Below are 12192 nucleotides of genomic sequence, written 5' to 3' on the forward strand. Positions count from 1 at the left end.
CCTTGATGAAAGGTGTTATGTTTTTTTATTCATCTACTTTAACTAACTGACCCGTTAATTTAAGTAGAAGGTTTTACAATCTCTCTATATTTAGTTTAACATAAATAACCAAGTAACCTTAGAAACCCATTTAAAACTACATTAAATATAAGAAACTCTGTTATCCATAATATTAAATCAACTAATGGTGCGTTTGCTACTCATTCCAAGCTTACCTTTGATTTTTAAGGGGAGAATTCCCAATTGCATTGTAGCCATTCCCAATGGATTTGGGGCAATATCAAAATCAACTTCTTTGATACTTTTAAATTCAACAACTTCAGTATCTGCAACGCCAAAAATACCGCCTTTCATAGTAACAAATAGAAGTTTCTTTTCAGTAATAACCATAAAACCAAATTTAGTAAGCTTTGGATCAGCAGAAGTCATATATAAAATCTTTTCCTTTTTTCCAACTTTTTTTAAAAGCTTTAAACGCATATTCATAAAACTTTCTTTCCGATTTAGGGAACTCTTGAATGAAGGACTCAAGATCTTTTAAGAATAATGGGTAATCTATGATTCCAAACTTAGAGTTTAATTTATGAGATTTTTGTGTCATCACTTATCTCCTTTTTTATCGTTCACATGCATAGTTGTCATGATCCCTATCCATTTTAGATTGGTAAGCAGGGTGAGAGCTAGGTACTCCATTCGGATACTTCTTTCTTAACTCAGTACAATTTTTAAACGTTTCTGTCTCTCCAGTTGATGCTGAAGAAGAGGAAGATGCATCCTTCTCACTTGAAGAAGTGTTTCTTGATACCTTTGGAGTTGTAGGCTGAGATGTTGCCGGTCTAAATGTTGTCGCTTTTTTAACCGCAGCATCTTTCTGTTTAACACAGCCATTAAATCCTTTGTAAGTCACATAACCATTCTTACTCCACTTATAAAAAGCTTATCTGATTTTGCCTCTTGCTCATCTTTCCTGAATTGATCTATGTATTTCGTATTTGGCTCATAAACATATGCTACTCTGGCTAATCCTTCTTTTAACAATGTTTCTTGAACAGACTTACCATCGACATAAACGTAAGCTAACAATCTCTCATATTTATCTCGGTGGTCACCTTTATCAAATTCTAATTGCGCATTTCGCCGTCGCTAACCAATTTTTTGTTTCTTTTAGATGCATCCTCACCGTATGGCTGAACACAAGAGTCTGGCTTTTTAGACTCAGGAGTGTCAACTAGTAAGTAACGAACTGTATCAACGTTCCCGTTGTATTTCACCTTAATCGTATCTCCATCAACAACTCTATCTAATGTAACATCTACCAATTCCTTATTGTATCTTTGCCTTAGATTTGTCAGCAGCCGTTTCCTGTTTAGCTTCCTTTGGTTCTGTCTGTTTGGCATCCTTAGAAACTTGTTTCTTTAGGTTCTGTACTGTTTTTTTCAGTATCATTTGAACCGCAGGCAGCCAATGATAAGCTTAGAGTGATTACAGCAAATCCTAATATTACTTTCTTCAATTTCTTATCCCTTTTTAGAATGTTTGTTCTCTAACTATATCGGTAGATCATCAATAATTATAATCCTGTATCCAATTATTGTGAATTTAGTGTGTTCTAAAATTTTGTCTTGTGATGAAGGCGACTATCATTATAATTAGTTTAGTTGAATTTTCATTTTTGATTTGCCTTACAAAATTAGATTCATATTCGCTTTTTTATCGAATAAAAATAATTGAAAAAATAAAATAATTTGGAAGATTTTTTTGTTATATTAAATATATAAACTCTAGATGATAAGAAAGGCAGGTCAAGAAATGAAATTTGAAAATGTTTTAGATTCAACATCCCAATATGGGCCACAGGGTCTTTTAGGAAGAGATGGGCTTCTAATATCTACTGGATATTGGGCAAATACTCAAGCGAATATTCTTACCGGAACGGGTTTGCCTGTGAGTAATGAAGAGCTGGAAACTTATTTGAACTTACCAGATAACGTTGAAATATCTCAAGATTTTCAGAAATTATATGATGTTTATAACGAATATAAACAGTTGTGTGACTGGTGGATGGAAAATTTATTTAGCTGTGTTCTTAATATGGTTAACGATATTAACAATGTTGGATCTTTTGCATCTGATATTATAAATAGTGAGATGAAAATAAGCTTACAAGTAATGGCTAACGATAGCAATGAACAAGGAAGACAAGAGGCTGCGAAGCAATTTCAGTCAACCTGTTTAATGCTTGCTAGTGAACTCAATCAGCATCCACAATATATAAAAATGGTTCAAAATCAATTAAATTTCCTTCTTCAAGGTGGTAACAACTGTATAGGTGTTAGACAATTGAAGAGTTCTTTTGAAAAAGGAATTGCTTCTCTATATTCACAATACAATGGTGAGAGTGAGATACATCATTCAATAAATATGTTCTTAGGATTAAAAAAATTATTAGGTACACTTGTTGAAAGACATGATATTAATGAGAAAGTAAAATTCAGATTTGATCTAGGCCCTTTATTTGGTTTTATTGTATCTGAAATATTAGAGTGTTCTGATATACAATCAGTTAAACAACAAATTGATCATTTTCAGAATTTGTTAAACAATATAGATGCACAACTTTCATTAGAAATAAAAGTTTTAAGTCTGTTTTTAAGCATCAATTTAGACTTGGATAATGTAATGGCCCAAGCAGAAAGGTCTATGGAGTTTATCGGACAAATTGAAGGCATTTGGCGTACTATAGTAAATCAATTTTATTCACTCGAACAAGGGATTGAGAATGAGGATATAAATAAGCTTTCTACAGATCTCGATAATGCTGCCGCCACTTGGGAAGCTGTTGCTAATAAAGCAAAAGAGTTTGTAACAAATTCATACCAAGGATAAAAGAAAAATAAGGGCCTTAAAAGGCTCTTATTAAATTTGGATTTATAATAGCCAAATTTAAATTGTAATCCCAAAAAATATTTAAAAGTCAGCGTAGGATTTAAGGGTATCTAAAAATTTACTGAATTCATAGTCAAAAGGAGAATGTTTTTATGCTTGGAATCAAAGTTGAGAAATCAAATGATAACTTAATTATCAATTGGCAGCTATCCAAAATTGAAATACCAATTAAAGAAATTAGCGATGTATTCCTTGATCCAAACTATGGAGGAGAGGAGAAAAGCGCAGTAAGGATTGGGCTTCCTTATGGATCAACAGATAGGATAGTAATTAAAACAGCAAATAACACTTACATTTTGTTCACCACTAATGCTGCTTCTTTAATGAATAAAATTGTTTCCTAGTATCACATTGCTGTCCTATTAGTAATGTTTTCATTGTAGCTGCGTGACATGGTAAAATCTAGATAATTGATGATAGGGGGAGGATATGGAAGAAGGCAAACTTATTCATTTGACACTGGCCGGTATTAAAGAAGCTATTTCGAAGTATGGCAATTTTCCAATGATTGAACCAGGCGGTTTCGTATTAGAAGATGCTACATTTGAATTTAAAGAACCCGCAACAGAAGGAGAAATTAGAAAATTAGAGTCTCATTTTAACGTGAGTTTACCGAAGGACTATAAGGAGTTCCTAGCTCTACATAATGGATTGGAGTTTCTTGATGGAATTGAAATACTCAGTATTGATGATGTTTTGAAATACAATGAAACAGAAGACCTTCCAGAAAAGTGTCTTTTGATTGGGTATCATTTTGATGGAAGATATGTTATAGATTCGAATAGATATGAAAAAGGGGACTTAGATTACTTATTTTATTTGGATTCGATTGATCATTTTGATGAAGCAGTAGATTTAAAAGCGAATTTTGAAATTTGGTTTGATCGGCTTTTAAGCTCAAACGGAAATAAGTATTGGGAAGTTGAAAGGAATATTAAAGCTTATTATGAAAACATAGATGAGTAAAGGACTCTAATTATAGTAAGAAGCCCACCATGGATTGACTTCTGTTCTACGGAAGCTCTTATCCAAAGGAATTAAATTCCCAGTCATATTTCCGCCGCCATATTCCCTTGAAAGTTGATGGTGGTTTTCAAAATTAGCCCAAGTTCTTTTGCCATATTTCTTATCGTACCAATTTCTATACGCTGTACGTTCTTTAGTTCCCCATTTAACTCTTTTCTCTTCTAGGATCTTCTTCCAAAAAACATGTGATGGTGCTAATAGATTTAATCCTGATTGTTCAAGTTTGCTTGAGGTATCAGTGATCTCTTTTTTGGAGTTGTTTTCACTGGATTGGAAATGAAGGTTTTTAAAGTTGATTCACTACTCTGTGAAACGGATAAAAGAACTATAGAGTACAAGGAACTAAGGTTACAAATGGTTAAGCTCAGAAAAACATTTAAAGGTGTAGCTGACCTAGATAATAGCGAGTTTCAGGTAAGAGTGCTAACAAAATCAAAGCGTTTTATCATGATCATGTCGGGGGTTACAGATCAATGGATTGATTTAATTGACATGAAGATTGCCTTCTTAAGCAGCATTTCTGCAAAACTTGAAGATGCTAAGATATCTGATGCTTACATAGAAGAAATCTTTCTAGAACATGAACTTGTAAATGCATACACAAAATCAAAATCCATTATGTCTGAACAGAAAAAAGCAATGAAAGACATACTAAACGACATCAATGATATTCTTCCCCTTGGAATATTCTCAACAGAAGACTTCAAAGACAAACTTTCTTTTGCAGATGACAAACGTAAAAAACAATCAATAAGCTAAACAAGCTTGATGAGGATTTAAAAACAGAATACGCTGAAACAGAACCAAACAAACTATTTATTCAGCAAGACTTTAAAAAGCTGCAGGAATCAATAGGCAAAGGAATGGACAACTCAAAGAGATTGAAATGAATATAGGCAATCAATTACCTTCAGATTAAAAGGACTTTTTGAAGAAATATGGAGGATGTTATCTAGAAAGTGAAAAAACAACAGATGAGATTGAGTATGACGTTTGCTATAAACCTATAGAGAAAGACCCTTGGATGGATAAGAACGTTGACACACAATTGCTAGAAGGTTTTTATGGTTTAGCGAACGATCATAACAGCCTTCAGAAAGCGATCGATACATATTCTGATCGCTTTCCTAGAAATATAATTCCTATTGCAAGCTCTGCAGGTGGGAATGAAATATGCAACATCGATAGTGAAAAGGTATGGTTTTGGGATCATGAATTAAGTCATCCAAATAAAGACTTTTTCCTGATTGCCATTACGTTTGAGGTGTTTATCTTAAGTTTAGTTGATGAATCAGTTGAAGCTGATGAAGAAGATGATGGAATTCTCTACATTGAATTAGATGATGACTCTCTAAACAGTTAAGCAAAGTATGGAGATAAATGGAGGAAAAGGTAAAATGGCAGTTACTTATTGGACAGGGGAAAATCTTACACTACGAGCGGTTCAACCTGAAGATATCGTTATATTTGAATCCTTAGATGATGAAATTCTACGTAATATGGACTCGCTCCATTTTCCTCGTTCAGCTAATAAAATGAGAGAATGGATAGAAGAACAATTGGAAAAAGATGATTTCCGTTTTATTGCAGTTGATAGAGATAATAATATCGTTGGTATGATTGAAACCTTTGATTGTGACAGGAAAAATGGTACCTTCGATTATTATCTGGCTGTATTTGAGCCATATAGAGGTAAAGGATACGCCAAAGAAATGATCTTGATGGTTCTTCGCTTTTTCTTTTTAGAGCTAGCCTATCAAAAAGTAAATATAACTGTATATTCTTTTAATAATCCATCCATGCGTTTGCATGAAAAATTAGGTTTCATGAAAGAGGGACAACTAAGAAATATCATTTTCACTAAAGGAGCTTATTATGATGGTATTTGCTTTGGGATGACAAGAGAAGAACTTGAACTGAATCATGGATAATATCACTTGGTCATCGATAAAGTCCTGTGTTCCAAATAAAATAATCGTTTTATCCATAAAGTAATAGCAGATGTTGGCGCACCTCGTCTCTGGTTACAGTGGTAATACCAGAAGGCTGACACCTGTCCTAAATCAAAAAGGACTATTTAATGGAATGATATATGTTAAAATTAGAGAAAATCAAATCATAAATGAAGGAGGCTTAAATATGTCTACAGAAATGATTTCCATAGTAGCTATAGTATCTATAGTTATATGGAGTGCGGTATCCCGAGAGCTAGTAAAATCTTCAAAAGAGAATGGTAAAGGGAAAAACGGACGAAAAATAATAACTTTAATGTCTGCCGGTACCCTATCAACACTACTTCTGACCATCTCACTTTTTCAGAATATTCATTTTTAAAAAATACGGTTTAGCTGGCAATGAGAAATAACTCAAAATAAAATGACAGCAAGTGATACATAAATAAACAGCTGCATCAATTAGGTGCAGCTGTTTTAATCTACATCGATTTTATCTCATAACTGTTGATTCTACTGTTTCTGTCGTCCTCGGTCAGTTCTCTTTCCTCCCAGTATACATTATAGACGTATTACAGTCAGATTAATTTCTTTTCTGATTCTTGTCCAATTTGCAAATTGTTTCATAGCTTCCTTAAACAGACCGAAATAAACAATCAGTGGCTTTTCTTTCATGAAAGCGAGGATGGTCATCCCGAAAAAACTGCCCATCCAAGGGCTTGCTCGTTGTTTAATCTAAGTAGACCTAACCTTATTTGTATAGGATCTTCCAAATAATCTGTGGATGAGGTGTGTTTTTTTCCTCTCCTTGAAAAATCCTTCTTTCAATTCTGTTATTAATTTAATAATTATTATACTATTTTCCCGCTTGACTTTTTTACTGTAGCCTTTTAAAGTATGGAATGTTGCTTAGACTGTGTTTAACGGCTTTGATATTGAAATTAGAGGTGGCTACTTAGATGAAACAAAATGGAAATCCTTGGGCGCTATTGCCACTAGTATTATTTGTAGGGCTTTTTGTCGGCTCCGGTGTATTGACTGGAGATTTCTATAAATTGCCAATATTGATTGCGGCTATTATAGCATCTGCTTTTGCGCTTTTATTTAACCAGAAGCAATCGCTCAATCAGAAAATAGAATGGTTTGCTTCCGGTGCGGGACATCCTGATATCATTATTATGGTTATCATCTTTATATTAGCAGGTGCTTTTGCTTCTGCAGCTGAGGCGATGGGAGCGGTACACTCAACCGTCAACCTTGCTTTGAGCATTATTCCGCAGCAGTTTATACTGCCAGGGCTTTTTATCATTGCTTGTTTTATTTCTGTTTCGATGGGAACATCAATGGGGACGATTGCAGCAGTTACTCCAATTAGCGCCGGTTTGAGCGGAGAACTTGGCTTGCCCACTGCAATCGCTATTGCAGCTGTTGTCGGGGGAGCTATGTTTGGAGATAATCTTTCTTTTATTTCGGACACAACCATCGCGGCAGTACGGTCACAAAAAACACAAATGATGGATAAATTTAAAACGAATTTTTTGATCGTTTTGCCTGCTGCTATCATAACTGTCATTTTATTATTTTTTATACCGACAGGACATGTGGGACATATCGGAGCTGAATCCTACAGCTGGTTTAAAGTACTTCCTTATGTTGCCGTGTTAGTCTTTGCGTTAATTGGTTTTAATGTGGTGGCTGTCATTTTTGGCGGATTGATCTTAACAGGAATTATAGGGTTTGCAAGCGGCAGCTTGACGCTTGAGTCTTACTTTAAATCAATTACGGATGGAATTGCCGGAATGTCTGATCTTATTATCCTTTCCATGTTAATTGGCGGAATGGTCGGCATTATGAAACAAAACGGAGGGATCGACTTTTTACTGGGGTTTATTTCTAAAAGAATTCGTTCGAAAAAAGGTGCTGAAGCCGGTATTGCCGGATTGGTCAGCGTTACGAACCTAGCTACTGCCAATAATACGATTGCTATTATTGCAGCTGGGCCGATTGCCAAAAATATCTCTGATGAATTTAAAATCGACAATAGAAAGTCGGCAAGTATCTTAGATATCTTTTCTTGTGTGATACAAGGCCTAATTCCTTATGGCGCGCAGATGTTATCGGCCGGGAAGTTTGGAAATATTTCACCTGTCAGCATCTTGCATTACTCTTTCTATCCTGTTTTAATTGGGATCTGCGGCATCCTAGCCATTATATTCGGATTACCAAAATTCACAAGAAATACGAAATAATGATAAAAAAGGTACCAAACGGTACCTTTTTCTTTTTTAATCTATAATTCGTCAAAACATATAGAAATGTTAAAAAGGAAGATAGAGATTGTAATAAAACAAGCTTTCATAATTTATTATGTTGAGGGCACTAGTGGGTGAATAACCAGTCCCTCTCGGCCACACAAAAAATAACAAGGGTGTTGTCGCCCTTGTTATTTTTTGTGTCTTTAGATAGGAAATAGTATTACCAACATTTACATCGAACTTTTGTTCCTGTTTATATTGAATAGAGAACATTCGTTCTGTTAATATTAGTTCAATAAAGGAGTGAGCCTAATTGCTTAGAGATCGAGGGACAATCAAATGGACATCAATGATGCTCCCAGAACACTTAACACAGCTTAAACAAGACTTACTTGATGTATCAAAAATTGAAAAGCCGTCCTTAGACGCTCAACAAATTGAAGAGATGGATATTATCGTCTCTGAAGCGCTAGAATTTAATAAAGAGCTGGTATTGAAGCTTTTTAACAACGGGTTCGTTGAAAATGTTACCGGCAGAGTCCATTACATTAATTTTGAACAACAGAAGCTACACGTTAAAGATCAGAACGACAATACAGTCTATATCAACATGAATAACATCATAGGAGTCACATACAATGATTGATTACTCACAATTTCCACGTAAAAATATACTTTGTGTCGATATGAAATCCTTTTATGCTTCTGTATCGGCTGTCACAATGGGTTTGAACCCCTTAACATGCTATCTTGCTGTTGTAGGGAATACGGAGAGACAGGGAAGTGTAGTATTAGCTGCATCTCCTGCACTTAAAAAAGATTTTGGAATCAAAACAGGATCGAGACTATTTGAGATACCTGAAGATCCAAGAATACACATTGTAAATCCGCAAATGAAGCTTTTCATCAGAGTTTCGACTGAGATTACAAAGCTGTTTTACAGATTTGTTCCTGAAAAATGTGTCCATACGTATTCAATTGATGAATCTTTTTTAGATGCAGGAAAAGAAGATCCTGAAGAAATGGCCAAAGCAATACAAAGCAGCATGTGGAGAGAATTTGGGCTTATGTGTACAGTTGGGATTGGTGACAATATGTTGTTAAGTAAGCTTGCACTTGACCTGGAGAGTAAGAAAACAAAGAGTGGTATTGCACGTTGGAGATATGAAGATGTGCCAAATAAACTCTGGAAGGTTCACCCGTTGTCTAAAATGTGGGGAATAGGGGGGAGGATGGAAAGAAACCTGAACCGAATGGGGATATCAACTGTAGGTCAGTTAGCCAAATTTCCATTAGAGCTACTTGAGAAGAAATTTGGAATAATGGGGAACCAGTTGTATTATCATGCTCATGGAATCGATTTATCTGAAATAGGAGCTCCACTGATGCAGGGTCAGATTAGTTTCGGTAAGAGTCAGATTTTACTGAGGGATTATACAAGGAGAGAAGAGATTAAGGCTGTTCTGTTAGAGATTTGTGAGGAAGTCGCAAGAAGGGCGCGTACACATAATAAAGTTGGCCGAACAATCAGCCTTGGAATTGGATACAGCAAGGATGAGCTTGGTGGTGGATTCCATCGATCCAAAACAATTGATCTTCCCACAAATATCACGATGGATATTTATAGATGCTGCTTGATGCTTTTTCATACGTTTTACTCGGGTAAGACTGTGCGAAGTATCTCAGTCACACTTTCAAATATTGAGGATGATGTACATCAGCAGTTGAGTTTATTTGAAGTGGATAACGAGAAGAGAAGGAAGCTTGGGTTCGTTATGGATGGAATTAGAAGCAAATACGGATCGAAAGCGATACTAAGAGCAGTTTCTTACACACCTGCAGGAACTGCGCTTCACAGAGCTGGGCTTACTGGTGGACATAAATCATAAATATAAATACTGGATTATTGAGATGCACCGAGCCAAACTCTGGTTCTTCTTTAATTTAAAAGTGGGAGGCCGTACAACCATAGGAGTGTTATAAGAACAGTGGCCCAATTACTTAATAGGACAATCACCTATGCAACACTTTTGCAATAGTCTATTGAAGTTAGGAGGCTATTGTATGACAAACTTAATTAGAGGTAGTGAAGACGTTTGCCAAGAATGTCTTTTACCTTGGCAAAGGGATGCACTGAATGCTTTTCGTAACAAAATGAAAGACAAAGAACATCTTTTTCCATGTATTCCAGCTACTCAATCTTTCTCACTTGGGCATCTCAGGTATGGATTTGTAGGCCAACCTCAAAAAGATCAAACATCCCTAGAACTAGCCAATTTACTAAAAGAGTTCACGATAAACTGTAGGGATTACGGAAAGTATACAACGTTGATTATATTCTTTGACACACCTCAAGATCTTATTAATAACAGCAGCGTAGAGGATTTTGAATCATTGTTCTGGGAGCAACTTAACAAGTTACATGACCTAGATGAGAAGGATTGGCCCATTCATATTCCTCAAAATCCATCAGAACATGAATGGGAATACTGTTTTCATGGGGAACAGTATTTTATGTATTGTGCCACCCCTAAGCATGAAGAGAGAAAGAGTAGGCATTTTCCTTATATGATGATGGCCATTACTCCACGTTGGGTTCTTCAAGAATTTAATAAGAACGAAAAATACGCTAAAAAAATTAAAGAACAGGTAAGAAAAAGAATTACTAAATATGATACCATTTCCATTCATCCTGCTTTAAACAGTTACGGAAATGTAGATAATCACGAATGGAAACAGTATTTCCTAAGAGATAATGATACAGAACTACCTAAATGTCCATTCTTAAGAAGCTTAACTGACAAAGAAAATAGAAACTAGTTTTCTCATTTTTGAAATGAATTTTCAAAAGTTAGAACAAATTATCAAGATGTGCAAAACATTTTATAAAAATTTTTCTGTTTTTACAAATGTATACGTTCGAAGGCAATCCGGAAGCTTTACAGAAGTATGTGATCGGCATTCACATTACAATCATAAGAGCCTGGCTAGAGTGCGGCAGCAGGCTCTTATTTTGGCATTATTTTTTTGTATAGCGCACCCAGTCGTAATGAGCGTATAGCGGTGTCACACCATTGTAGGAACCGAGCCATTCATCTACACCCGTACCATTCCACAAGTTCATCATGATCTTACCAGGTGTTGTCGGAATTTGGTTTGTCGCAGTATGTTTTAATTGCCCATCGACATACCATTTAATAGAGTTTGGCTGCCAATCGAACGCATACGTGTGATAGGCGTTGGCAGCATCAAATCCGAGATCCACGAGCTTCTCATGGTTTCCTACACCATTTGTATAATAGTTAAATTGAACCTTTGTTGTGTCTTTTCCTAAAAATTCGATATCAATCTCATCCCAAGGAGTTCCATCTGTTGGACCTGTGTAAGTGAAGAACGATGAAACAATTCCTACGTTTTTAGCTGGTTTCATCCTGACTTCATAAAGTCCATAGCCATATGTTTGAACAGAGCGGTTTTCCCCGCAGTCAAACTTGTTATAAGATGGACTTGTTAGCGCCAAACGCATTTCCCCTAATGACGTCATTGATACGTTATTTGCACGCCAAGTGCAGTTGAACATATTTCCATTCGAATAACCATTTGCTTTTTGCCAAAATCCAGAGTTGTAGCCATTAAAAGGGTCAAAAAACGATCCACCTGTTTGAGCCGAAGCAGTAGAAGTGAATGCAGACAAACTCATAAACAACCCAGTGACAAGAAGCAACAACACTCGTTTCATACGATTAGACATGTTGGTATCCCCTTTCTTTTGAAAGCGTTTTCTATGTCGATCATACATGATTCTTTTAAAGGGGAACATCGGTCAAAATAATGATAATAACAATCTTCTTACTAGAATCATGTAAGTACGAAGTATCTCAGTTATTCTGTCTAATATTGAAGATAACTCTAATAAGTAAGCGGTCTGTAATGGATGAGATAGAAACAAATATGGATCGGAAGCGATTCTGAGAGCAGTTTCTTATACACCTGCAGGAACTGCGCTTTAGAAA

10 protein-coding genes and 5 pseudogenes are annotated in these 12192 nt (G+C 35.6%); 12 read left to right on the forward strand and 3 right to left on the reverse strand.

Going from position 1 to position 12192, the window contains the following annotated elements; all coding sequences use genetic code 11:
• Nucleotides 1-177 precede the first annotated feature (177 nt).
• Both NST56_RS10725 and NST56_RS10730 read right to left on the reverse strand, forming a co-directional pair.
• Nucleotides 178-601: pseudogene (locus NST56_RS10725) on the reverse strand (PH domain-containing protein).
• Between the two features lie 15 nt (nucleotides 602-616).
• Nucleotides 617-1513, reverse strand: a pseudogene (locus NST56_RS10730) (thermonuclease family protein).
• Between the two features lie 1109 nt (nucleotides 1514-2622).
• Here NST56_RS10730 and NST56_RS10735 point away from each other — a divergent pair.
• The 11 genes and pseudogenes from NST56_RS10735 to NST56_RS10785 form a co-directional block, all read left to right on the forward strand.
• Nucleotides 2623-2886 (forward strand): annotated as a pseudogene (locus NST56_RS10735) (toxin); the annotation flags it as partial.
• A gap of 152 nt (nucleotides 2887-3038) precedes the next feature.
• The gene (locus tag NST56_RS10740; protein WP_339181921.1) at nucleotides 3039-3290 is read left to right on the forward strand and encodes a hypothetical protein; all 252 of its coding nucleotides are present in this window, start codon (nucleotides 3039-3041) and stop codon (nucleotides 3288-3290) included.
• 85 nt (nucleotides 3291-3375) lie between these two features.
• A complete protein-coding gene (locus tag NST56_RS10745; RefSeq protein ID WP_286058503.1) occupies nucleotides 3376-3912 on the forward strand; it encodes an SMI1/KNR4 family protein in 537 nt (178 codons plus the stop codon).
• Nucleotides 3913-4248: 336 nt separating this feature from the next.
• Nucleotides 4249-4731, forward strand: coding sequence for a T7SS effector LXG polymorphic toxin (locus NST56_RS10750; protein ID WP_339182169.1), 483 nt, complete (start codon nucleotides 4249-4251; stop codon nucleotides 4729-4731).
• 109 nt (nucleotides 4732-4840) lie between these two features.
• Nucleotides 4841-5335, forward strand: a pseudogene (locus NST56_RS10755) (SMI1/KNR4 family protein); the annotation flags it as partial.
• Nucleotides 5336-5369: 34 nt separating this feature from the next.
• Complete coding sequence (locus tag NST56_RS10760; protein WP_339181924.1) at nucleotides 5370-5903, forward strand: GNAT family protein; 534 nt, start codon at nucleotides 5370-5372, stop codon at nucleotides 5901-5903.
• A gap of 208 nt (nucleotides 5904-6111) precedes the next feature.
• On the forward strand, nucleotides 6112-6306 hold the full coding sequence (locus tag NST56_RS10765) for a hypothetical protein (RefSeq protein WP_286058501.1): 195 nt from the start codon (nucleotides 6112-6114) through the stop codon (nucleotides 6304-6306).
• A gap of 577 nt (nucleotides 6307-6883) precedes the next feature.
• A complete protein-coding gene (locus NST56_RS10770; RefSeq protein WP_010334354.1) occupies nucleotides 6884-8173 on the forward strand; it encodes a Na+/H+ antiporter NhaC family protein in 1290 nt (429 codons plus the stop codon).
• A 358-nt stretch (nucleotides 8174-8531) separates the two neighbouring features.
• Nucleotides 8532-8825 (forward strand): YolD-like family protein, encoded by a 294-nt coding sequence (locus tag NST56_RS10775; RefSeq protein ID WP_081720806.1) that lies wholly within the window; start codon nucleotides 8532-8534, stop codon nucleotides 8823-8825.
• Nucleotides 8818-10068, forward strand: coding sequence for a UV damage repair protein UvrX (locus NST56_RS10780; RefSeq protein ID WP_339181928.1), 1251 nt, complete (start codon nucleotides 8818-8820; stop codon nucleotides 10066-10068). The genes NST56_RS10775 and NST56_RS10780 overlap by 8 nt, the downstream gene beginning before the upstream one ends.
• A gap of 175 nt (nucleotides 10069-10243) precedes the next feature.
• Nucleotides 10244-10999 carry a YqcI/YcgG family protein gene (locus tag NST56_RS10785; protein WP_286058499.1) on the forward strand — a complete coding sequence of 252 codons (756 nt, stop codon included), beginning with the start codon at nucleotides 10244-10246 and terminating at the stop codon, nucleotides 10997-10999.
• Nucleotides 11000-11198: 199 nt separating this feature from the next.
• On the opposite strand, the gene bglS is transcribed toward NST56_RS10785, so the two are convergent.
• Nucleotides 11199-11930, reverse strand: a complete 732-nt coding sequence (gene bglS, locus NST56_RS10790; RefSeq protein ID WP_339181931.1) for a beta-glucanase — start codon at nucleotides 11928-11930, stop codon at nucleotides 11199-11201.
• A 115-nt stretch (nucleotides 11931-12045) separates the two neighbouring features.
• Here bglS and NST56_RS10795 point away from each other — a divergent pair.
• Nucleotides 12046-12189: pseudogene (locus NST56_RS10795) on the forward strand (hypothetical protein); the annotation flags it as partial.
• Nucleotides 12190-12192: the final 3 nt, after the last annotated feature.

The organism is Bacillus sp. FSL R5-0560 (assembly GCF_037966305.1).
Taxonomy (GTDB): Bacteria; Bacillota; Bacilli; order Bacillales; family Bacillaceae; genus Bacillus; species Bacillus mojavensis.

Coding starts and splice junctions, on each gene's coding strand:
- NST56_RS10740 (WP_339181921.1), top strand. CDS start 3,039: ATGCTTGGAATCAAAGTTGAGAAATCAAATGATAACTTAATTATCAAT.
- NST56_RS10745 (WP_286058503.1), top strand. CDS start 3,376: ATGGAAGAAGGCAAACTTATTCATTTGACACTGGCCGGTATTAAAGAA.
- NST56_RS10750 (WP_339182169.1), top strand. CDS start 4,249: ATGAAGGTTTTTAAAGTTGATTCACTACTCTGTGAAACGGATAAAAGA.
- NST56_RS10760 (WP_339181924.1), top strand. CDS start 5,370: ATGGCAGTTACTTATTGGACAGGGGAAAATCTTACACTACGAGCGGTT.
- NST56_RS10765 (WP_286058501.1), top strand. CDS start 6,112: ATGTCTACAGAAATGATTTCCATAGTAGCTATAGTATCTATAGTTATA.
- NST56_RS10770 (WP_010334354.1), top strand. CDS start 6,884: ATGAAACAAAATGGAAATCCTTGGGCGCTATTGCCACTAGTATTATTT.
- NST56_RS10775 (WP_081720806.1), top strand. CDS start 8,532: ATGCTCCCAGAACACTTAACACAGCTTAAACAAGACTTACTTGATGTA.
- NST56_RS10780 (WP_339181928.1), top strand. CDS start 8,818: ATGATTGATTACTCACAATTTCCACGTAAAAATATACTTTGTGTCGAT.
- NST56_RS10785 (WP_286058499.1), top strand. CDS start 10,244: ATGACAAACTTAATTAGAGGTAGTGAAGACGTTTGCCAAGAATGTCTT.
- bglS (WP_339181931.1), bottom strand. CDS start 11,930: ATGTCTAATCGTATGAAACGAGTGTTGTTGCTTCTTGTCACTGGGTTG.